The sequence below is a fragment of the Stenotrophomonas sp. PA-6-5C genome, assembly GCF_021605635.1.
Lineage (GTDB): Bacteria > Pseudomonadota > Gammaproteobacteria > Xanthomonadales > Xanthomonadaceae > Stenotrophomonas > Stenotrophomonas lactitubi.
The window spans coordinates 81,687-103,974 of sequence record NZ_WKEE01000002.1 but is presented as its reverse complement, the minus strand read 5'-3'; the positions used below and the strand labels follow the sequence as shown (position 1 = coordinate 103,974).

The window sequence follows — 22,288 nt, the reverse complement described above, 5'->3', positions numbered from 1 at the left end:
TTCGTTACTCCTGGGAAACCTGGGCACCGGCGGCCGTACCGGCCGGGGCCGCAGCAGCGGTGTTCTCACCGACGCCGATGAACTGGTCGATGACTTTCTTGAACAGCAGCGGTTCGACGCTGGAGAAGTGCTGCACCGGCGCGTTCTTCGACGGTGCGGCCAGCGCCTTGAACTGCTCGAAGCTGAGCGCATCCGGCGCGCTGCGCACTTCGGCCACCCAGCGATCGAAGTCTTCGTTGCTGCTTGCGGTGGCCATGAACTTCATGTTCGAGAAACCATGGCCGCTGTAGTTGCCGGACATGCCACGGAACTGGCCGGGCTCGTTGGCGATCAGGTGCAGCTGCGTGCGCATGCCGGCCATCGCGTAGATCTGCCCACCCAGCTGCGGGATGAAGAAGGTATTCATCGTCGAGTTGGAGGTGATGTTGAACGCCAGCGCGCGGTTGGCCGGGAAGTTGAGCTGGTTGACCGTGGCGATGCCGAGGTCCGGGTACACGAACACCCACTTCCAGTCGGTGGCGATCACGTCCACGTGCAGCGGTTCGCCGGCCACGTCCAGCGGCTTGTACGGGTCGAGTTCGTGGGTCGACTGCCACACGATCACCGCCAGCACCGCGATGATGATCAACGGCACGCCCCAGACCACCACTTCCACCTTGGTGGAGTGCGACCAGTCCGGCGTGTACTTGGCCTTGGTATTACCGGCGCGGAAGCGCCAGGCGAACACGAAGGTCAGCACGATGGCCGGCACGACGACGATCAGCATCAGGCCGATGCAGATCAGGATCAGGTCGCGCTGTGCGATCCCGACCATGCCCTTCGAATCCAGCAGCACCCAGTCGCAGCCCGTCAGGGCGATGCAGGCCAGGGCGACCAGCGCCAGGCGGATGCGGTTCCAGCAGATATTCATTGGAGGTCAACCCTGTTGAAGATGCGCGCTTGACCGGCTCGCCTGCGCGCAGCGCCCGGGCGTGGAGCGGCTACACTGTGGGTACGAGGTCGCCTACAAATAGGCGAGCCACTCCAATCAAGCCCATACAAAATACAACATTGTATGGACTTGTGCATCTGCACGTATGGAAAAATCCGACCGATGACGCCTCCTGCTGCCGGCCGCCGCCTGAAACACCCCAACCGGACCTGGGTTCGCCCCTTCCGTGAGGGCGCCGGACCGCTGTACCTGCAGATCGCCCAGCAGGTGCGTGAGGCGGTGGATGACGGTGTGCTGCGCCCGGGCGACCGCCTGCCGCCACAGCGTGACCTGGCCCAGCAGGTGGGGGTGGACCTGACCACGGTCACCCGCGCCTTCGCCGAACTGCGCCAGGCCGGGCTGCTGGATGCACAGGGCGCCGGCGGCACCTTCATCGCGATGTCCGCCGGCAACCGCAGCACCTCGGTCGACCTGAGCATGAACATCCCGCCGCTGCTGGGCAGCGCGCCGTTCGCGCAGGGCATGGAGGCCGGATTCCAGCACCTGGGCCAGCAGCTGGGCCAGGGCGAGCTGATGAGCTACCACGTCGGCGCCGGCAGCCGCGACGACCGCGCGGCGGCCGTGCAATGGCTGGCGCCGATCCTCGGCCCGGTCGGCGCCGAGCGGATGGTGATCTGCCCCGGTGCGCAGACCGCGCTGTGCGCGCTGATCCTGGCCCGCACCCAGCCGGGCGAACTGATCGCCGCCGAACAGCTGACCTACCCGGGCCTGCTGGCCGCCGCGCGGGTGCTGCAGCGGGGCGTGGTGCCGGTGGCGATGGACGCCGAGGGCATGCTGCCCGATGCCCTGGAAGAGGCCTGCCAGCTGCGTCGGCCGCGCCTGCTGTATCTGGTACCGACCATCCAGAACCCGACCACGGCGACGATGTCGGCGCAGCGCCGGCAGGCCCTGCTGGCGGTGGCGCGGCGGCACGAACTGACCGTGGTCGAGGACGATCCCTACTGGCTGCTGGCCGGCGATGCCGCCCCGCCACTGGCGGCGCTGGCCGACGGTGACTGCCCGGTCTATTACATTTCCACCCTGTCCAAGTGCCTGGCCCCCGGCCTGCGCACGGCCTACCTGGTGGTGCCAGCCGGCCAGCCGATGGAACCGGTGCTGGACGCCCTGCGCGCGATCGCGCTGATGCCCACCCAGTCGATGGTGGCCGTGGCCTCGCACTGGATCCGCACCGGCCAGGCGCAGGCGATGGTGCAGCGCTTCCAGCAGGAACTGCGCGAGCGCCAGGCCATCGCCGCCCGCTACCTGCCCGCCCGGCGCCAGGCCCATCCGGCCGGCCTGCATGTGTGGCTGCCATTGCCGCCGCGGCTGGACCAGTACCGTTTGATCCAGGCCGCGCAGGAACAGGGCCTGGGGATTGCCAGCTCCGACGCCTTCAGCGTGGAGGAACCGCCACCGGGCAACGCCATCCGCCTGTCGCTGGGCGGTGCCGTGGACCAGGAGGCCTTGGCCGGCGCGCTGGCCAAGCTGAACGAGATTCTGTCCGAGGCACCCGACGCGCGGCATTCGGCGATCGTCTGAGCCCCCCCGTGAGCCATAACCATACAAGATGATATCTTGTATGCAATGTATGGACCGAGGGACGTGCCGCCGATGGCCGCCGACAAACTGAAGTTCCACCTGGTGATGGCCGGCTGCGGCGGTTTCGTCGTGTTGATGCTGGCTGCCCTGGCCTGGGTCTGCCTGCAACCGCAGACCGTGGATGTGCAGGCCGCCGAGCGCCACGCCATCGAACAGTGCCTGCAACGCAGCGAGGACGCGGCGCGCAGCGAGATCCAGCGCCGCGCCCAGGCCGATTCGTGCCGCGAGATGCGCAAGCAGTACGTGCACAAGTTCGGCGAGGACGGCTCCTGATGGGCGCAGCCGCGCCGCGTCCACGCCGCTCGATGCTGCCGGTGATGATCGCCCTCGCCTGCCTGTTCATGGCCGGCGTGGCAGCGGCCCTGTGGCAGTACTTCGGCTATGGCGAGCAGTCCACGTTCGCCGAACAGGCCATCGTCTTCGATGACTCGCAGCTGCGGTTGCCGGCGGAACTGGCCGGCGACACCGGCCGCATCCGCGTGGTGCATTTCTGGGACCCGGCCTGCGGCGTGTGCAACCGCGAAACCGGCGCGCACCTCAGCTACCTGATCAGCATGTACCGCCGCGCCGGCATCGACTTCTATGCGATCCGTCGCCCCGGCACCGCAGGCGAACTACCCGAGCCGCTGCGCAACAAGGTGATCACCCTGCCGACCATCGACGGCATCGAGAACATTCCGGCCAGCCCGGCGGTGGCGATCTGGGACCGCCAGGGCCACCTGGCCTATGCCGGCCCGTACAGCATCGGCATGGTCTGCAATTCGGCCAACAGCTTTGTCGAACCGTTGCTGGACAAACTGGTGCGCGGGGAAACCGTGCGCCCGAAAGGACTGCTTGCCGTGGGCTGCTACTGCCCCTGGCAGGCCAAGCGCTGAGGACGCGCGATGACATCACCGATGCTGGCCGGCGCAGCCGCCACAAACAACAACGGCGGTCACCTGTCCGAACCGACCGATGGTTATGGACAGGCTCCCGCCGTTGGAAGCAACGATACGCCCCGACATCCTCCGTACATGCCGCGACCCGATGTCGCAGGGCCTGGCGTCGCAGGGCTGGGCTGGGTGCAGGACGTGCACGTGCACAGCGGTCCGATCTACCTGCGCATCGTCAACACGCTGGAACGCACCATCAATCGCGGTGGCCTGGCGCCCGGGCAACGGCTGCCTTCGCAGCGTGCATTGGCGCAGCAGCTGGGTGTGGACCTGACCACGGTGACCCGTGCCTTCGATGAAGCACGCAAGCGTGGACTGATCGAAGCACGTGGGCCGCAGGGCAGCTTCATCGCACCGCCCAAGGCCGGTTTTGATCAGGCCGTCGATCTCAGCATGAACGTGCCGCCGGTACCTGACGCCGATGCACTGGCGGACATGCTGCGTCGAGGCGCAGCGGCGGTGCTCGCGCGCAGCAATGCGCCGAACCTGATGACCTATCACCTCGGCGGTGGCAATCCGACCGATCGCCACGCGGCGGCGCGCTGGCTGCAACCGATGCTGGGCACGGTGGACGACGCGCGCCTGCTGCTGACCGAAGGCGCGCAGGTGGCGCTGGCGGCGATCCTGGTCAGCCAGGGGCGCGAGGGCGATGCGATCCTCTGCGACCCCTTGGTGTATCCGGGCCTGCTGCAGGCGGCCGCTGCACTGGGACGGCGGCTGGTCACGGTGGAGGGCGACGAACAGGGCATGTGCCCGGAGGCGCTGGCACGCCGGGCGCGGGAATGTGGCGCGCGCCTGGTCTACCTCAACCCCACCTGCCAGAACCCGACGGCGCTGACCGTGCCCACCCCGCGGCGCGAGGCGCTGGCGCGGGTACTGGAGCGCGAAGGCCTGCTGGCGATCGAGGACGATCCGTACTGGCACCTGGCCGTCACCCCGCCCATTGCGCTGGCGACGTTGGCGCCCCGGCACGTATTCCATGTGGCCACGCTGTCGAAGGTGATCAGCCCCGGCCTGCGTACCGCGTTCGTGCAATGCCCAAGCGCCACCCACGCCGAGGCGATGGCTGCCGCACTGCGTGCCACTCGGTTGATGGGCCATCCGCTGGTATCCGCGCTGGCCAGCCAGCTGCTGCTGGATGGTTCGGCGCAGGCGCTGCTGGTGCAGGTGCGCGAGGAAGCGCGCGAGCGTACGCGGATGGCGCGATATCTGCTGGCACCCTCACTGCTGGAGCGCGCCGATGGGCTGCATGCATGGTGCCGGGTGCCAGCGCCATGGACCGATGCGACGCTGGTGCGTACGGCACAGCTGCAGGGTTTGGCGATCGCACCTTCATCGGCGTTCTGTCCGCCGGGCGCAGCGTTCACGAGTGGGGTGCGGCTGTCGTTGGGATTGGCTGCGGACCGGCGGCAACTGGAGAACGCGCTGCGGCGGATCGATCGGTTGTTGTTGTCCGATGCGTTGCCGGCGATCGAGCGGTAGGCGGAGAGCATCCACGCATGGCGTGGATCTACTGGACCTGTTTCGGTATTCGGTAGATGCCAACCTTGGTTGGCAATGCCCGTTCATGCCATGCGTGGATGCGGTGCCAACCAAGGTTGGCATCTACCAACGCGGGGGGCGTTCAGGCCAGCGCGGCCAGCGCCTGCACCAGCGCATCCATCTGCGCCGGGCGGGTGAACACCGACGGCGTCACCCGCACGCAGGCGCCGGAGTCCAGACCATCGCGATGCGTGGTGAATATCCGGTGCTCATCCAGCAGACGCTTCTGCAGCGTCTGGTTCTCTTCCATCGAGGTATGGCCACGCAGGCGGAAGCTGGCCAATGCACTGGCCAACGCCGGATCCGGCGACGACAGCACCTCGATATGCGCCATCTGCCGCGCTGGCACCGTCCACCGCTCGCGCAGGTAGCGCAGGCGCGCCTGCTTGTTGGCTGCACCGATGCGCTGATGCAACGCGATGGCCTCGGGCAGCGCCAGATAGGCAGCGAAGTTGACCGTGCCGGTGTGCACGCGGCTGCCCACGCGACCATCGTCGGTCTCGCCCATGTACGGATCCAGGTCGGCCACGCGCCCCTTACGCACGTACATCGCGCCCACGCCCACCGGTGCGCCGATCCACTTGTGCAGGTTGATGCCAACGAAATCGGCCTTCAGCTCCGGCACCGCGTAGTCGATCTGACCGAAGCCATGTGCGGCATCGACAATCACATCGACGCCGCGTGCACGCGCACGCTCGGCGATCTCCGCCACCGGCAGCACCAGCCCATGGCGGTGGCTGACCTGGGTCAGCAACACCAGCTTCAGGCGCGGCAGGCGCGCGAACGCGTCATCGTAGACCTGCAGGATCTGCTGATGGGTTGGCACCGCTGGCAATGCAATGCGCTCGACCTGCGCGCCACGGCGCTGCTGCAGCCAACGCATGGCGTTGATCATGCTGTCGTAGTCGATATCGGCGTACAGCACCTGGTCGCCGGGCTGCAGCCGGTTGTAGCCGCCGATCAGCGCCAGCATTGCTTCGGTGGCGCCACGGGTCAGCGCGATCTCGTCCGCACCGACACCGAGCATGTCGGCCACCTGCCGATGCACCGCCATGTACTGCGTGGGAAACGCATGGCGCCCGTACCAGGCGTTGCCGCGATTCACTTCGGCGGTGTGCCGCTGGTAGCTGGCCAGGGTCTCCCGGCCCATCGCGCCCCAGTAGCCATTCTCCAGGTGGTTCACTTCATCGGTGATGTCGAAGTGGCTGGCGACGGCGGACCAGTACGACTCGTCACGGGCCAGCACGTCCGGCGTCGTGGAAGGTGCGGGAATGTCCATCGGCACAGCGTAGCGCGCGGCTGCCGGAGCAGCCAGCGCGGCCAGCGCCGCACTGGCCGGCAACAGCGCACCCGCGCGCAGCAGGGAACGACGTCGGCTGTCCATCAGAAGGTCAGCCGGTACTGCGCGTACACATTGGCGCCGTCAGTGTCATACGGGGCGTTGCGCGAATAGATCAGGCCGCGGCTGGCCTGGAACGTGGCTTCATCCGGGTAGCGGTCGAACACGTTGTCGGCGCCCACGCGCAGGCTGTGGTGTTCGTTGATGCGATAACCCACCGCGAGGTCGAGGAAGGTCATCGCGCCGAACTTCTGGTAGATGTCGCCCGTAGCGTTGCCGGTGGAGTCGGTCCACTTGCCGTAGTAGCGCACGCGCGCCATCAACGACCACGCGCCGACGTCCCAGCTGCCGGTGAAGCTGCCCTTGTGCTCGGGCAGGCGGTCTTCGAACAGCACGCGCTGGGTCTCGTTGGTGGCCACCGAGGTGCTGCCGTTGTCGACGCGGGTCTGGTTGTAGTTGTAGGCCAGGGTCAGCGTCATGCGTCCGGCGCCGAGATCGCGCAGGTAGTTGCCGACCACGTCCACGCCGGTGGTGGTGGTGTCGAAATCGTTGGTGAAGTAGTTCACAGAGGTGTAGCCCAGCGGGTTGGGCGTGCCGGCCGGAATGGCGAAGCTGGCCGACTGGCTGAAGCGGTCGCTGAGCGTGATCCGGTAGACGTCGACCGACCCTGAAAGCCCCATGTCGGTGCGCCAGGTCAGGCCCAGCGAGGCGGTGCGCGATTCCTCCGGAGTCAGCGGCTTGGCACCGAGCAGCTGCGCCAACGGATCGCTGGGTGACAGGCGGCCGCTGGTGAAGATCTGCAGCGTGCGCGTGTCCAGGCCCTGGGTAGTGCTGGTGGTATTGAGCTGGGCCGGCGTGGGCGCGCGGAAGCCGGTGGAGAGCGTTCCCCGCAGAGCCACGTCGGGGGTGATCGCAAAACGTGCCGACAGCTTGCCATCCACCGTGCTGCCGAAGCTGGAGAAGTCTTCATAGCGACCGGCCGCGCCGATGCTCCAGCGCTCGCCCAGCGGCACTTCCATGTCTACGTAGGCCGCCTTGCTGCGCTGATCCCACGTTCCCGCCTGGCTGGCCGAGAAGCCCGGCGCGCCGTTGGAATTGGCTTCCAGCCCCGCCGCCGCGCCTGGGCCCACCGCGTACGAGGCCGGATCACCGGCACGTACCTGATAGGTTTCCTGGCGGAACTCGGCCCCGAAGGCGACGTTGATCGGCTTCGACAGCGCGGCCACGTCCCATTCGTAGTTGAAGTCCGCATTGGCGTTCTTCTCGGTCTGGGTCAGCCGGCCGAGGTCGAAGGAGGTCGGGCTGTCCGGGCCAAGCGATGCGTTGATCGAGTTGTCCAGGCTGTAGTCGATTGCGTTGCGGCCATACGAGGCGCTCAGGTCCCAGCGCAGCTTGGGGGTGATCTCACCGCGCAGGCCAGCGACCAGCTGCAGGTCGTTCTGCGTGTTGCCGTACTGCGGGCTGAAGCCTACCGGATACAGCGAGCGCAGGTTCCAGCCCGGGAAGATGCTGGTCGTACGGTACGCGCCAGTGGTGGTATCCGGGTTGCGCCAGTTGAAATCGCTGACGCCATCGCTGTGGCTGTACAGGCCGAAGGCATAGATCTCCAGCGTATCGCTGGCGTTGGCCTTCAGGTTGAAGCCCACACGGCGGCTTTCCAGCTCCGGCTGGCCCCAGCGCTGCACCGGGTTGGGCACGTCCAGTTCGGGATGCGCGGCCTGGAATGCGATGGCGTCGGGGCGCTGGCGGGTGCGCGAGGTCGCGTCGGAGTTCGAGGATTCGGCGAACAGGGCCAGGCTGCCGTAGTCCCCCAACGCCCAGCCGGTGCGCGCACTGAAGTCGCGCGAGCCGCCGTCGCCCTGCGCGTACTGCGAATAGCCGGCGGTGATCTCGGTGCCCGGGCTGTCTTCCAGAATGATGTTGATGACGCCGGCGATGGCATCCGAACCGTACTGCGCCGACGCACCATCGCGCAGCACTTCGATGCGCTTGATGGCACTGGTCGGGATCTGCGCCAGGTCGGCGGCCTGTGCGCCGCGGTTCCCAAGCAACGCACTGCGATGGAAGCGGCGGCCGTTGACCAGCACAAGCGTCTGGTCCGGCGACAGGCCACGCAGCGTGGCCGGGCGCACGAACACCTGGCCATCGGCCATCGGCAGGCGCTGCACCACGAACGACGGCACCAGCTGCGCCAGCACGTCCTTCAGGTCGGTGGAGTCGACCGACTGGATGTCCTGCTTGGTGAACACGTCCACCGGCGCCAGGGTTTCAAACTGGGTGCGGTTGGAGGCTCGGGTACCGGTGACCAGCATCGCGTCGAGCTGGGTAGGTGCGGTGTGGCTGCCGCTGCTGCTGGTGTCCGCCGTTCCGGCATCTGCCGCGATCGCGCCTCCTGCGCTGACCAGACCAAGGGCGAGGAGGATGGAACGCGACAGCTTCGAACGATGCACGGCGGAACTCCGGGAAGGCACGACAGGGCCAGGTGGGACCTGGACAAGGCGCGCAGTCTCGGGCTGCGATGTGAAGCAGCGATGACGTGGAGACGACAGTTGCAGCGGTTACGGTGCGGATGCTGCCCATACCGGGCGTGCGCTACCCGGCAGCGTCGTCGTCGAAGCCGAAGGTGGCTGGCCGCGCCGTCCGCAACGGGATGAACAGTGCGAGCGCGAAGACCACCAGGAAGCGGGCGGGGAGAGCTGCCGCTACCACGGCAAACGCAAAACCCCGCCACCGCAAGAACTGCTAAGCGCCCCACCCCGTCGATCCGTTACGCTGCCCGACATTCGAACAAGGGACAGCGCGATGAGCGCGGCAGGCAAAGCGTTGTGGTACATCGAAAGCCATGCGGACAAGCCGCTGGCGCTGGCCGACATCGCGGCCGCCGCAGGACTGTCGCCGTTCCACCTGTCGCGCCTGTTCCAGGCCCGCACCGGTACGTCGGTGGTGCGCTACCTGCGCGGACGCCGCCTGACCGCCGCTGCGCAGCAGTTGGCCAACGGTGCCGGCGACATCCTGCAGGTGGCGCTGGCGGCGGGCTACAGCACGCATGCTGCGTTCACCCGTGCCTTCTGCGAGCAGTTCGGGCAGACCCCGGAGCGCGTACGCGAGCGCGGTCTGACGGAGCTGTCGCTGGTGCACGCGATCCGCCTCGACGATGCACCACAGGCCTGCGGCGAGGCGCCCAGGCTGATCGACTGCACGCCCTTCCAGGTGGCTGGCATCGGCATGCGCCACACCCGCGACAGCGGTGGTGCGATTCCGGGGCAGTGGGCACAGCTCAATCGCGAATGGCCAACGCCGGCACCGGTCAGTTTCGGTGTGTGCTGCAACAGTGACGACGATGGCGGCTTCGACTACATCGCAGCGCTGCCGGTGAACGCACTGTCATCGGTGCCGGCACACTGGCAGCGGGTGGATGTGCCTGCGCGCCGTTACCTGGTGGCCTGGCATGGCGCGCATATCTCCACCATCCGCTCGACCTGGTTCTGGCTGCTGGACCAGTACCTGCCCGCCAGCCACCTCAGCCTGGCCAACGCGCCGGACCTTGAGCGCTACGACACCCGCTTCGACGAGCACAGCGGCCACGGTGGCGTGGAAATCTGGCTGCCGGTCGATCAACGCCCTGCCTGACCCGGAGAGACTGACGATGCACGCAACGCGATGGATCCTGGCCCTGCTGTTGGCTTCGCTGTCGCCCATGGCGATGGCAGCGGCTCCCCTCATCGCCGGTGAGCGCCATGGTGTGACAACGCTGGAAAGCGCGGCGATACGCGATGGCGCGCACCGCGATGTGTTGCGCTTCACCGTGTGGTACCCGGCAAGCCCAGGCAGCGACGAGACGCCGCTCACCATCGGGCCAGCGGATGCGCCACTGTTCGAGGCGGGGCGCGCCGCGAAGGACGCCCCCATTGCCGGCGCGCGCCTGCCGACCCTGTTGCTGTCGCATGGCAATGGCGGTACCGCGCGCATGATGGGGTGGCTGGGCACCGCGCTCGCGCGCGCCGGCTACCTGGTGATCGCCGTGGACCACCCGGGCAACAACGGCGTCGATGAGATGACGCTGGCCGGGAGCGTGCTGACCTGGCTGCGCGCCGACGACCTGAAGGCCGCGCTGGCCGCAGTAAAAGCCGACCCGCAACTGGGGCCACACATTGATGCGTCGCGGCTGGGCGTGATCGGCTATTCCGCCGGTGGCTTCACCGCACTGCTCAGCGCCGGCGCAAGGCCGGACATGACGCGGTTGCTGGCGTTCTGCCGGGCGCACGCGGACGACGGCGTGTGCAGACCCCAGCAGGAAGCGGCCGCACATACGATGGAAGCGCGCCTTGCTGCAGCAGCATCACCGCAACTGCAGCCCTACGTGCAGCACGCGCAGGATGATCGTTCGATTCCCGGTGTCCGCGCAGTCTTCGTGCTGGCGCCGGCCATCGTGCAGGCATTCGCACCGGAGCAGCTGAAGGCGTTGCAGCAGCCGGTGGCGATCGTGCTGGGCGCTGCCGACGAGGTGGCGCCACCAGCGACCAACGGCGATGTGGCGGCGGCGCTGATTCCGAAGGCAACGCTGCACACGCTGCCGGGTGTCGGGCACTACGACTTCCTGTCCGGGTGCACGCCGCTGGCGAAGGAGCGGCTGCAGGCGCTGTGTGTAACTGAGGTGCCGAAGGAACAGACTCATGCCGTGGTGGTGGAAGATGCGGTTCGCTTCTTCGGTGATGCACTGCGGTAGAAGCTGTCGAGCACGGCTCGACGCTGCGGCTGGCAGTAACGATTCGTTGCGCAGGTGATGACGCGGCGCGAAGGTGCGCGGGACTACACTGCACCCAGCGTTACACGGAGGATCGACCATGCGCCTGCTGCACCTCACCCTGCCTGTATCCGACGTCACCCGCGTTGCCACTTGGTTCCGCGACGTGCTGCAACTGGAAGTGGCCGGTGACCAGGTCCGCATCGGCTGGAGCACGATCCAGTTGCAACCTGCCGGCGACCACCCTGTCGGCGGCGTGCACCTGGCCTTCAATGTGCCGGACAATCGCTTCGCCGAGGCCATGACCTGGTTGCGAGCACGCACGCCCTTCCAATGCAGCCCGGAAGGCCGCGATTACTTCGCACTGGAAAGCAGCTGGCAGTCGCAATCGGTGTATTTCACTGGACCCGATGGCCTGATCCTGGAGCTGATCGGCCGCAGGCGCTTGCCGGCCAGCGAACGCAGCGGTGCCTTCCATGGCAGCGAGCTGACCTGCCTGAGCGAGGTCGGCCTGCCCAGCCACGATGTCGATGCGGTACGCGAACAGTCCAGCCAGCGCTTCGGCCTGCAGCCGATCAGCCCGCCGTCGCCGCAGTTCGCACCGATGGGCGACGACGAGGGGCTGCTGATCGTGGTCGCCGCCGATCGTCGTTGGTTCCCCGAGCAGAAGGACCTGCCCAACGCGCAGGGACTGCAGCTGCAGGTGGGCGATGTGAGCGGCAGCGGCGAACTGCACGATGCCGCGCTGGGCTGGCGGGTGCAGGCGGCCTGAGCTACCAGCTGCCCGAGGCGCCACCGCCGCCACTGCGGCCGCCACCACCGGACCAGTCGCTGGAACTGCCCGAGGACGAACTGGACGACGAGGTGCTGGAGGAGGAACGGTAGCCTCTGGACGAACTGCGGCCGCCGCGGGCTTTTTCGCCGGGCAGCAGGGTGAGCACCCAGATGAAGTACAGGAACAGCGTGCCCACGCTGGACACGATCGTTGCCAGCACGCGGGCGTTCTCGTCGCCGGCACGGTCGATGGCCAGCACCGCGCCCAGCGCATAGCCAGTGGTCAGCAGCACCAGCACCACCACGCGGATGGCGAAGCTGTTGCGGTTCTTCCGCCAGCGCGCGCGACCGGCCTGCACCAGGAAGAACACCAGCATGGCGGCGATGCCGACTGCCAGGTTCAGCAGCGTGTGCAGCGCAAGGCTGGGCGGTAACTGGCCACGCACCAGCATCACCGCGAAGAAGCCGGTGCTGACGGCCAGCATGCCGTACAGCACGATGCGTACGCCGCGGCTGCGATGCCAGCACCAGCCCAGCAGCGTCGCCACCGGTACGGCAGGCACCATCACGAAGAACAGCGCCGGCAGCACGTGGCGCGGCAGCAGCAGCGTCGCAGACAGCAGTCCCGCGGCGATCACCGCCGTCACCAGCAGCGGCCGGCCCCATGCAGGTAAGGTCGGCCAGCTCGGCCTGGGCATCGCCGCGTTGGCTGCCAGTGCCTTGCGCCGCCGCTCGCGGCGGTTACCGGTGAAATCGGCTTCGGTCCTCGTCGCCAGCAGACGCGGTGGCGATCGCCATAGACCGGCCAGGAAGCCCGCCAGCAACGTCAACGCGACGACCGAATCCCCCGTGCGCCAATCCGGCGGCAACACGTTGCGTGCCAATGAATCTTCCCAGGGTGGCAGTTCCTCACCATCGACCAGCGCCACCAGCACCGCGGTACCGTCCAGCACGCCTTGGTCCAGGTCGCCCTCGCGCAACCGCGGCACGATCGCCTTGTCGATGATGCGCGCGGCATAGGCATCGGGGATGGTGCCTTCCAGGCCATAACCGGTCTGGATGCGTACGCGCCGATCCTGCACCGCCACCAGCAGCAGCACGCCATCATCGACACCGGCACGGCCCAGCTCCCATTGGTCGAAGACGCGCTGTGCATAGGCTTCGATACCTTCCTCGCCAACGCTGGGTACCACCAGCACCTGCAGCTGCGCGCCTTTGCGTGCCTGCAACTGCAATGCCTGCTCGCGCAGCGTGGCGCGGGTGCTGGCCGACAGCGCGTCGGCGGTGTCCACCACCGGGTCATTCAACGCAGGGATCGGGGCTGCCGCCAGTGCCAGCAGCGGCAGCAGGCAGAGCAGCAGCGCAAGCCATGCCCACGGCCTGGCAACGCGTGCCTGCGGCCCCCGGCTCATGTGCCCTGCCCGGCCTCGATCTGCGCATACAACGCCTGCAGCCGTGCAGCGTTCTGTGCGAACACCTGCAGATCCGCGTCGACCAGTACCGGCCAGTCCGGTGCATGACCCAGCAACTGCGCCACCTGTTCCTGCGGTGCGCGGTCAAAGCCCTCACCCAGTATGGTCAGGTAGCGCTGGCGGAAGCCCTCCGGGTCCTGCTGGTCCTGCACATACAGCTGCACCGCCAGCAAGCCGGCATAGAGATAGTTGACCAGATACTGCGGGTCGTCATACATCAGGCGCTTGCCGATCCAGGTGCTGCGCAGCTGCGGGTAGCGCTGCGGCTGCTGGCCGTAGCGCGCCAGCACCTGGCCGGTGAGCGCGTCCAGATCGTCGGCGGTGCCCAGTGTATTGCTGGCCACGCCCTGGTAGATCGACTGCTCCAGCTGTGCTTCCTCGGAGGACGTGAACAGCTGCAACACCATGTCGTCGAGCAGCGACTTCAGGTAGTACGCCTTGGCGCGCGGGTCCTGCGCCTGCTGGTACAACTGGTCACGGAAGCGCAGCTCGTTGTAGATGGCGAAGGCCTCGGTCATCCACGCACTGCCATTGAGATGCAATGGCGAGGCATGCCCGCGCAGCATCCACTGCCCATGCATGGCGTGACCTGCTTCATGGGCGATCTCCACGTCACTTTCCAGATCGCCGCTGCGCTGCCCCACGAACAGCAGCGTCGGCGTGTCCGGTGCAAACATATGGAACGCATCCTGGCTGCGGCTGCCCAGCACGGTAGCCAGGTCCATGCGCTTGTGCGCAGGATCCAGCAGCGCACGCAGCTCGGCGACATACGCCGGCCCCAGCGGCTGCATGGCGTCGGCAGCGGTATCGCGCAGCTGCTCCAGGGAAAGCACCGGTGGCGTGTAGCCGGCATCCGGCACGGTGGTATCCCACAGCTGCGGCGACACCACACCGCTGCGCCCGGCATGCTGCAGCAGCATGTCCTGGTAGTCACGCCGGTCTGCCGCGTGGCGCTCGATCGCCGCCAGCGTCGCGTCGACCGTCTGCGTATCCATGCCCATGCGTCGATAGCCACGTGCGGTGGCCGAGCCGTCGCCCTGCAGACGCGCGGCGGCATCATTCACCTGCACCAGGCCCAGCAGTACCGACGCCATCGGCTCGCGGCGCGACTGCACGCCCTGCCAGTATCCCTTCCAGCCGGCCTCGCGCAGCGCCCGGTCCGGGTGCTGGGCCAGGGCCTGCTTGTCGGCGCCGGTATCCCAGCTGCGGCCAGCACCCTCGATACGCGGGTATTCCGCGCTGTGCATGATCTGCCGGCGCAGGCGCGCGAACGTATCCAGCGCCGGGTCGGCCAGTGCGTCCACGGCATCATCCAGCTGCGCATTGGCCGGCGCCGCGGCTTCCTGCAGCGCGCGGGCGCGCAGGAACCCATAGGACGCCAGCCAAGGGGCATCCGCCGGCGCCTCACGCAGGGCGGCCCTGCCGGTGCGGGCGATACGGCTGCACAGCCCCATCACCTGGTCCAGCGCCTGCGCCGGGCGACGATCGCGTGCGTTGCGCGCGGCCTGCAGATGCAGATACGCATGGTGACGCATGCACTGTGCCTGCAGCGCTTCGGCCTGGCGGAAGCGCGTGGCCGGCTCGCCCGCCGTGGCGCTCTGCAATGCCTCCACGCGCTCGCCCAGGGTGACCCGTGCCGCCTGTTCGGCGGCGGCGCTGGGGAAGTAAGCGCGGTCATCGGCGTGCAGCGACTGTGCGTGGGCGCCGAGGGAGGTGGCCATCGCCCACAGCGTGGCGATGACAACGGTGGTGGTGCGCATCCTGCGGGCCTGCATCGGCGTCTCCGTGCCTTGATCGGACTTCGAGCCTAGCAGCCGACGACCGTCCGCGCCTGTCCCGATCTGGCCTCAGATCGACTCGTCTTCACGCTTGACCAGTGTCCAGCACGGCTTCTGCGCGAAGGTATAGGTCTGCTGGTCGCTGCTGTCAGGCGTGCGGATCTGCACCTGCATCTGCCCATCGGCCACGGCCGTGACCTGCATCTGCCGGCCCTGCCCGGCCAGCCCGGCTGGATCAGGCATCACCGGCCATTCGACATCGGCCAATGCCACTGGGCGTTCCACTGTGCGCGGCTCGGGCTCGGCGCCGGCGTCAACGTAGCTGTCCAGCAGCGGATCGGCCGTTGCCTTTTCCTGCAGGGTGATCTCGTTGCCGAAGTGCTTCAGGAAGGTATCGAACGCCGGATGGGGGCACGCCACTGCGGGTGCCGGCTCCACCGCCTTCGCTGTGCTGGCAGGTGCCGCTGCAGGGGCCGGGGCTTCAGCAGGCGCTGGCTGCGGCGCAGGCCTGCAGGCGGACAGCACGAGGCCAAGAGCGGGTGCCAGCAGCGCAAGGGAACGGCGGAGCTTCATGGGATCGTCCTGATGCCGGTTGGGTCGCGCCATCCTAGCCCGCCGCCTACAATCGCGCCTTTCCGCCTGTCCGAGATGCCCATGCGCCGCCTCCTGCTATTGATGGGCCTGCTGCTGCCCGCCTGTTGGCCAGCCTTGGCGACGGCCATCCAGGTCCGTGAAGGCGACCTGCTGTTCGTCACTGCCGGTCATGCCGGCCTGAGCGCGGCCATCGACGATGCGACGGGAAAGCAAGGGGCGCCCAGCTTCGACCATGTCGCGCTGGTGGCGTCGGCACCGCAGGGCTGGGAGGTGCTGCACGCCGATGAGAAGGGCTCGCGCCGGCAGACGCTGGACCAGTTCCGCCAGGACGCGCGTGGCAAGCGGCGGCAGATCGTGGTCTATCGCCTGCGCGCGCCGCCAGGGAATGCCATCACCGATGCCGTGACCACCGCACGCACGATGCTGGGCAAGCCGTACAACACCGCCTATGTGTTGAACGACGAAAGCTACTACTGCTCGGACTTCATCGAACGCGCGTTCCGTGCGCACCATGTGTTCGCGCTGCAGCCGATGAACTTCCGCAACCCGCAGACCGGTGAGATTTCCCAGCACTGGGTAGACCTGTATCGCGGCATGGGCATGGACGTTCCGCAGGGCCTGCCCGGTACCAATCCCAACGACATGGCCGCAGCACCGGTGCTGCAGCGGATCGGCGTGCTCGAATAAGCGAAGCCCCGCACGGGGCGGGGCTTCGTCGGTGATGGATGGCGGCTGCCAGGATCACTCTTCCTCGTCCTGCCCGCCCTGCTGCTGGTTCTGGTTGCGCTTCTGCTGTTCCTGCTGCTGTTGCTGCTGCTGGTCGCGGCCGCGCCCCTGCTGCTGATCCTGCTGGTTCTGCTGGCCCTGCTGCTTCTGGTTCGGGTTCTGGTTCTGCTGTGCCATGTCCGATCTCCAAATGCCACGCGCGGAATGCGGTGGACGGGGCCATCGTCGGCAGCGATTGGTTAACCATGCGTTGTCAGCGGGCTACACGGATGTGTACGTGCGTGAATGAACCCGCGCCAGCCCTTGCGGCACAAGCCACTGAAGGGTTCATGCGGGTTTGGCATGTAGTCATGCTGCAGCAGGGAACGAACGCATTCAGCGGCCTGCGCCGGCGGGGCGTGCGCAACGGCCGCCTACGCCTATGGTCCCATTTGCAGCATGCGGGGGCGCCGCCTATCGTCGGGTGACATCACCCCGGAGATGCGCATGGCCCGCGACACCGCAGCACGCCCCACCTACGAACAGGCACTGGCCGGTTTCAGCATCGAGCTTGCGCAGCGCCAGCTGCATGGTGATCTGCAGGCCGGCATCAATGCCTGCGTGGAGTGCTGTGACCGCCACTGTGGCCGCAATGCGCTGGCGCTGCGCTGGGTGGATGCCCACGGCGCACTGCATCTGTACACCTTCGAGGACCTGCGCGATGCCTCCGCACGTGTTGCCCAGGTGCTGGCCGCGCAGGGCATCGGCAGGGGCGATGTGGTGGCCGGCCTGCTGCCGCGTACGCCCGCCCTGCTGGCAACCATCCTCGGCACCTGGCGGGTGGGCGCGATCTACCAGCCGTTGTTCACCGCGTTCGGCCCCAAGGCCATCGAAACACGGTTGAACACCGGCCGCACCGCACTGGTGGTGACCGACAGCGCGAACCGCAGCAAGCTGGACGAGGTCGATGGCTGCCCGCAGGTGGCCACGGTGCTGGTAGCCGGTCAGACGCTGCGTGCCGGCGACATCGACTGGAGCGCACACACTGCCGGTGCCACGCCTGACTTCGCGCCGGTGATGCTGCACGGCGATGCGCTGATGGCACTGCTGTCCACCTCCGGCACCACCGGCAGTCCCAAGGGCGTGCCGGTGCCGCTGCGCGCATTGCTGGCCTTTGCCGGTTACATGCAGTTGGCCGTAGACCTGCGCGCAGACGATGTGTTCTGGAACATCGCCGATCCCGGCTGGGCTTATGGGCTGTACTACGCGGTGATCGGCCCACTGCTGCTGGGCCAGGCCACCACTTTCAGCGAAGCCGGTTTCAGCGTGCAGGGACTGAACGACATCGTCGCGCGGTTGGGTGTCACCAATCTTGCCGGCTCGCCCACCGCCTATCGCCAGATCATCGCCGCCGGCCCCGAGGCCAGCGCTGCCATCAAGGGACAGCTGCGGGTGGTGAGCAGCGCCGGCGAACCGCTGAACCCGGAGATCGCGCGCTGGTTCACTGCCCATCTGGGCACCACGGTGCTCGATCACTATGGCCAGACCGAGACCGGCATGGTGGTCAACAACCACCACGCGCTGGAGCATGCCGTGCGGCCGGGGTCATCGGGCGTTGCGATGCCCGGTTACCGTGTGGCGGTACTGGACGATGCCGGCAACGAACTGCCACCGCGCACGCCGGGCATCCTCGCCGTGGACCTGCGGCAGTCGCCGATCATGTGGTTCACCGGCTACTACGGTGCCGACACACCGGCGCTGGGTGATCGCTACTACCTCACCGGCGATTCGGTGGAATGCGAGGACGACGGCTCGATCAGTTTCATCGGCCGCTCGGACGACCTGATCACCTCGTCGGGCTATCGCATTGGTCCATTCGATGTGGAGAGCGTGCTGATGGAACACCCTGCGGTGGCGGAGACGGCGGTGATCGGCGTGCCGGATCCGGAACGCACCGAGATCGTCAAAGCGTTCGTGGTCCTGTGCGATGGCTTCAGCGCCAGCGACACGCTGGCGCAGGAACTGCAGCGGCATGTGCGGCGCCGGTTGTCCGCCCATGCCTACCCGCGACAGGTGGCATTCGTGGCGGAACTGCCGAAGACGCCCAGCGGCAAGCTGCAGCGCTTCCTGCTGCGCAAGGCGGAGATCGACAAGCAGGCGGCGGCTGGCTGAGGGTGTCCGGGGTCGGAGCCCTTCCTTCGAAAGGGATCTGACCCCACATGACCCGTGTTTGCGCTACGGCATCACCGGCGGCACATAGACCAGCGTCATCCCCAGCAGCCACAGCAGGCCCAGCACCAGCGGGATGTGCACCAGCAACTGGATGAAGGTGAAGCCGACGATGTCGCGGGCCTTCAGGCCAAGCACGCCCAGCAGCGGCAGCATCCAGAACGGATTGATCAGGTTCGGCAGCGCTTCGGCCGCGTTGTAGACCTGCACCGCCCAGCCCAGGTGCGCCTTCAACTCGTTCGCGGCCTGCATCACGTACGGCGCTTCGATGATCCACTTGCCGCCACCGGACGGCACGAAGAAGCCCAGCACTGCCGAGTACACGCCCATCACCAGCGCGAACGTATCGGTGCTGGCCACGTGCACGAACAGGCTCGACAGCCGATGCGCCAGCGTCTCACCGTCGCCACCGGCAGCGTGGGTGAGGATCATCGCGATGCCGCCGTACAGCGGGAACTGGATCAGCACACCGGTGGTGCTCGGCACCGCCTTGGCCACCGCGTTGAGGAAACTGCGCGGGCGCCAGTGCAGCAGCAGGCCCAGCGAGATGAACATGAAGTTGTAGGTGTTGAGGTTGGCGATCGCGCTGACCAACGGCTTGTTGGCGAACTCGTTGAACAGCCAGCCGAAAGCCAGCAGCGAAAGCAGCACGGTCAGCAACGGGCTGTATTCCAGCCACTCGCCCGGCCGGGTGCGGCGCTGCAGCGGTTCCGGTTCGGCCTGTGCGGCACCCGGGAAATCCTCGGCGGTGCGCGCACTGCCGGCGGCAGGTGCGGTCAGCCAGGCGATCAGCAACGAGACCAGGATCAACACGGCGGTCAGCACAATCGACTGCCACAGGAAGATGGTTTCGGTGAACGGCAACACGCCGGTGATCTCCACCAGCCCCGGCGGCATGCTGGCCGGATTGGCCTGCAGCTGCGCAGCCGACGAACTCAGGCCCATCGCCCACACCGCGCCCAGCCCCAGATAGGCCGAGGCACCAGCAGCACGATAATCCATGCGCAGCTCGCTGCGGCGGGCCAGCGCGCGCACCAGCAGGCCGCCGAACACCAGCGAGAAGCCCCAGCTGAGCAGCGACGCCAGCATGCTGACCAGGCCGACGTACACCACTGCGCCGCGACCGGTGCGCGGCACGCGGGCGAGGAAGTCGATGAAGCGCGCGACCACCGGCGCAGTGGCCAAGGCATAGCCACCGATGACCACGAAGGCCATCTGCATGGTGAAGGGAATCAGGCTCCAGAAGCCGTCGCCGAAGGCGCTGGCAGTGGCCTGCGGGGTGGCGCCAAAGCCCATCGCCGCCACCGCGACGATGACCACGCCGAGCACCGCGAACACATAGGCATCGGGGAACCATTTTTCCGCCCAGGCGGCCGAGCGCAACGCTGCGCGCGCCATCCAGCCGTCCTGTACTGCTGCCGTCGACGCCATCACCTACCCTCCCAGGTTCGATGGCCCGATTCTGGGCGGTGGGGTGCGGGCTGTCTGCCACCTATTGGTCGTAGGTGGCAGGATGCCCGGCGCTGTGCGCCGCCGCCCGAGCATGGGCTCGGGCGCTACAGAAGCACTGTCAGCTGTAGAGCCGAGCCCACGCTCGGCTGCGCGTCTCAACGCAGCGCCAGATCCACGGCGATGCCGGCAAACAGCGCGGCCCCCACCCAGTTGTTGTGCAGGAACGCCTTGAAGCACGGCCCACGCTCGCGGTTGCGGCAGATCCAGAACTCGTACATCACCAGCAGCGTCGCCAGCGCCACACCGGCCAGGTAGTAACCGCCCAGCCCGCCGCGCACGCCGACCAGCGCCATCGTGGCCAGGAACAGCGCGTACAGCACGCCCTGGATGACCAGGTCCAGATCGCCGAACAGGATCGCGGTGGAGTGCGAGCCCATCTTCAGGTCGTCTTCGCGGTCGACCATGGCGTACCAGGTGTCGTAGGCGGTGGACCACAGGATGTTGCCGGCATACAGCAGCCAGCCCAGCATCGGCACCTCGCCCTGCACGGCGGCGAAGGCCATCGGAATGCCCCAGCCGAACGACATGCCCAGATAGACCTGCGGCAGATGCGTGTAGCGCTTCAGGTAGGGATAGCTGGCGGCCAGGAACACGCCGATGAAGCTGAGGGCGATGGTCAGGCCGTTCAGGGTCAACACCAGGCCGAAGGCCACCAGCATCAGCACCGCGAACAACGCCAGCGCTGCCCGGCCGCTGATCGCACCGGTGGCCAGCGGACGGGCCTTGGTGCGCTCCACGTGCGGGTCGAGCCAGCGGTCGGCGTAGTCGTTGATGACGCAACCGGCTGAGCGGGTCAGCCAGACGCCGGCGGTGAACACGAACAGCGTCCACAACGGCGGCAGCCCGCCAGCAGCCAGCCACAAGGCCCACCAGGTGGGCCACAGCAGCAGCAGCGTGCCGATCGGGCGATCGGCGCGCATCAGACTCCAGTAATGCCGCCAGCGCGGCGTCGGCGCCGGATGCGGCGCGGAAAGGGGGGTATCAGCCATGGCACTAGGATACTCCTGCACTCCGCTGGTGGCAGCGCGGGCCCGGAAAAGACAGGGCCCGATGCGCCTGCGCGCACCGGGCCCCGGTGTTCTGCCCTAACGCGGCGATGAACTCAGACCTTGCCCCATGCTGCTGGCGCGTTGTGCCAGCGCCAAGCGCTCTCAATGATTGGCGCCAGTTCTGTCCATGCCGGTTGCCACCCCAGTACCCTGCGCGCACGCTCACTCGAAGCCACCAGCCGCGCGGGATCACCGGCCCGCCGCTCAGCAGCGTCGTAGGGTACGCGCAAGCCAGACACGGCTTCAGCCGTCTGGATCACGTCCAGAACAGAGAAGCCCTGTCCATTGCCAAGATTGAACGCATGGGCACCAGGCTGTGCATCCATGTAATCCATCGCCAGCGCATGGGCTTGGGCCAGGTCCTGCACATGCACGTAGTCCCGCACACAGGTTCCATCTGGTGTTTCGTAGTCGCTGCCAAACACCTTGAGCCGCCCGCCCTGCCCCAGCGCCGAGCGCAATACATTGGGGATCAGATGAGTCTCGCAGGCATGCGCCTCTCCGATGCCGTGCTGGGGCAATGCCCCTGCGGCGTTGAAGTACCGCAGGCATACCGAGCGCAGACCGTAGGCTGCAGCAGCGTCCGCCAAGATGCGCTCGGCCATCAGTTTGCTCGCCCCGTAGGGGTTGATGGGCTGCTTGGGATGGTCTTCGTCAATCAGTGCAGAACATGGCTCGCCAAAGATCGCCGCCGTGGAGGAAAACACAATGCGCTCCACCTCGTGACTTCGCATTGCCTCCAGCAGATTCACCGTGCCGGTGACATTGTTGGTGTAGTAAGCATAGGGATCACGTACCGACTCACCCACCAGCGACCGGGCCGCAAAATGCATGACTGCATCGAAGTGGCGGGCACCGAAAAGTCGTTGCAGAGCGGCAGCATCCAGCAAGTCGCCCTCTACCAGCTCTCCCCACGCCACGGCGCCACGGTGCCCCGTGGACAGATTGTCGAATACGGTTACCCGATGCCCCTGCTCGGACAAGTACTGGGCCATGTGGCTGCCGATGTAGCCCGCACCGCCGCATATGAGAACGTCATGCATGGGGAT

The 22,288-nt window shown here is 67.3% G+C and carries 19 protein-coding genes; 9 read left to right on the top strand and 10 right to left on the bottom strand.

The features are described 5' to 3' along the window. Positions 1-4: 4 nt before the first annotated feature. Positions 5-910 carry a ubiquinol oxidase subunit II gene (cyoA, locus tag GIW57_RS01185; protein ID WP_100462104.1) on the bottom strand — a complete coding sequence of 302 codons (906 nt, stop codon included), beginning with the start codon at positions 908-910 and terminating at the stop codon, positions 5-7. A gap of 183 nt (positions 911-1,093) precedes the next feature. Between cyoA and GIW57_RS01180 the strand changes: the two genes are divergently transcribed. From GIW57_RS01180 to GIW57_RS01165, 4 genes are all read left to right on the top strand, one after another. Continuing rightward, a complete protein-coding gene (locus tag GIW57_RS01180) occupies positions 1,094-2,509 on the top strand; it encodes a PLP-dependent aminotransferase family protein (RefSeq protein ID WP_236508937.1) in 1,416 nt (471 codons plus the stop codon). A gap of 72 nt (positions 2,510-2,581) precedes the next feature. Further along, positions 2,582-2,842, top strand: a complete 261-nt coding sequence (locus tag GIW57_RS01175; protein ID WP_099819766.1) for a hypothetical protein — start codon at positions 2,582-2,584, stop codon at positions 2,840-2,842. After that, entirely contained in the window at positions 2,842-3,444 is a 603-nt protein-coding gene (locus GIW57_RS01170; RefSeq protein WP_236508936.1) for a DUF6436 domain-containing protein, read from the top strand. Before GIW57_RS01175 ends, GIW57_RS01170 begins: the two co-directional genes overlap by 1 nt. Before the next feature lie 9 nt (positions 3,445-3,453). After that, positions 3,454-4,983: a PLP-dependent aminotransferase family protein gene (locus tag GIW57_RS01165; protein WP_236508935.1), complete on the top strand. Its 1,530-nt coding sequence runs from the start codon at positions 3,454-3,456 to the stop codon at positions 4,981-4,983. 142 nt (positions 4,984-5,125) lie between these two features. On the opposite strand, the gene GIW57_RS01160 is transcribed toward GIW57_RS01165, so the two are convergent. Then, positions 5,126-6,427, bottom strand: coding sequence for an aminotransferase class V-fold PLP-dependent enzyme (locus GIW57_RS01160; protein ID WP_236508934.1), 1,302 nt, complete (start codon positions 6,425-6,427; stop codon positions 5,126-5,128). Beyond that, a complete protein-coding gene (locus tag GIW57_RS01155) occupies positions 6,427-8,832 on the bottom strand; it encodes a TonB-dependent receptor (protein ID WP_236508933.1) in 2,406 nt (801 codons plus the stop codon). Before GIW57_RS01155 ends, GIW57_RS01160 begins: the two co-directional genes overlap by 1 nt. Positions 8,833-9,184: 352 nt before the next feature. Here GIW57_RS01155 and GIW57_RS01150 point away from each other — a divergent pair, with 352 nt between their 5' ends. From GIW57_RS01150 to GIW57_RS01140, 3 genes are all read left to right on the top strand, one after another. Continuing rightward, positions 9,185-10,012 carry an AraC family transcriptional regulator gene (locus tag GIW57_RS01150; RefSeq protein WP_236508932.1) on the top strand — a complete coding sequence of 276 codons (828 nt, stop codon included), beginning with the start codon at positions 9,185-9,187 and terminating at the stop codon, positions 10,010-10,012. A 16-nt stretch (positions 10,013-10,028) separates the two neighbouring features. Beyond that, positions 10,029-11,108 carry an alpha/beta hydrolase gene (locus GIW57_RS01145; RefSeq protein WP_236508931.1) on the top strand — a complete coding sequence of 360 codons (1,080 nt, stop codon included), beginning with the start codon at positions 10,029-10,031 and terminating at the stop codon, positions 11,106-11,108. Between the two features lie 118 nt (positions 11,109-11,226). Continuing rightward, on the top strand, positions 11,227-11,898 hold the full coding sequence (locus GIW57_RS01140) for a VOC family protein (protein ID WP_236508930.1): 672 nt from the start codon (positions 11,227-11,229) through the stop codon (positions 11,896-11,898). 1 nt (position 11,899) lies between these two features. Here GIW57_RS01140 and GIW57_RS01135 read toward each other — a convergent pair whose 3' ends face one another. The 3 genes from GIW57_RS01135 to GIW57_RS01125 form a co-directional block, all read right to left on the bottom strand. After that, the gene (locus GIW57_RS01135) at positions 11,900-13,312 is read right to left on the bottom strand and encodes a TPM domain-containing protein (protein ID WP_236508929.1); all 1,413 of its coding nucleotides are present in this window, start codon (positions 13,310-13,312) and stop codon (positions 11,900-11,902) included. Beyond that, positions 13,309-15,147 carry a M3 family metallopeptidase gene (locus GIW57_RS01130; protein ID WP_236508928.1) on the bottom strand — a complete coding sequence of 613 codons (1,839 nt, stop codon included), beginning with the start codon at positions 15,145-15,147 and terminating at the stop codon, positions 13,309-13,311. Before GIW57_RS01130 ends, GIW57_RS01135 begins: the two co-directional genes overlap by 4 nt. Positions 15,148-15,219: 72 nt before the next feature. Beyond that, a complete protein-coding gene (locus GIW57_RS01125) occupies positions 15,220-15,723 on the bottom strand; it encodes a hypothetical protein (protein ID WP_236508927.1) in 504 nt (167 codons plus the stop codon). Between the two features lie 81 nt (positions 15,724-15,804). Here GIW57_RS01125 and GIW57_RS01120 point away from each other — a divergent pair, with 81 nt between their 5' ends. Continuing rightward, a complete protein-coding gene (locus GIW57_RS01120) occupies positions 15,805-16,431 on the top strand; it encodes a YiiX/YebB-like N1pC/P60 family cysteine hydrolase (RefSeq protein ID WP_236508926.1) in 627 nt (208 codons plus the stop codon). Between the two features lie 54 nt (positions 16,432-16,485). Here GIW57_RS01120 and GIW57_RS01115 read toward each other — a convergent pair whose 3' ends face one another. Further along, positions 16,486-16,647 (bottom strand): hypothetical protein, encoded by a 162-nt coding sequence (locus GIW57_RS01115; RefSeq protein WP_164745118.1) that lies wholly within the window; start codon positions 16,645-16,647, stop codon positions 16,486-16,488. A 309-nt stretch (positions 16,648-16,956) separates the two neighbouring features. On the opposite strand from GIW57_RS01115, the gene GIW57_RS01110 reads away from it, so the two are divergent. After that, positions 16,957-18,621: an AMP-binding protein gene (locus GIW57_RS01110; RefSeq protein ID WP_236508925.1), complete on the top strand. Its 1,665-nt coding sequence runs from the start codon at positions 16,957-16,959 to the stop codon at positions 18,619-18,621. Between the two features lie 63 nt (positions 18,622-18,684). Here GIW57_RS01110 and GIW57_RS01105 read toward each other — a convergent pair whose 3' ends face one another. From GIW57_RS01105 to galE, 3 genes are all read right to left on the bottom strand, one after another. Beyond that, on the bottom strand, positions 18,685-20,109 hold the full coding sequence (locus GIW57_RS01105) for a TIGR00366 family protein (protein WP_236508924.1): 1,425 nt from the start codon (positions 20,107-20,109) through the stop codon (positions 18,685-18,687). Positions 20,110-20,285: 176 nt separating this feature from the next. Next, complete coding sequence (gene ubiA / locus GIW57_RS01100; protein ID WP_100462091.1) at positions 20,286-21,179, bottom strand: 4-hydroxybenzoate octaprenyltransferase; 894 nt, start codon at positions 21,177-21,179, stop codon at positions 20,286-20,288. 113 nt (positions 21,180-21,292) lie between these two features. Continuing rightward, complete coding sequence (galE, locus tag GIW57_RS01095; protein WP_236508923.1) at positions 21,293-22,282, bottom strand: UDP-glucose 4-epimerase GalE; 990 nt, start codon at positions 22,280-22,282, stop codon at positions 21,293-21,295. Between the last annotated feature and the right edge of the window lie 6 nt (positions 22,283-22,288).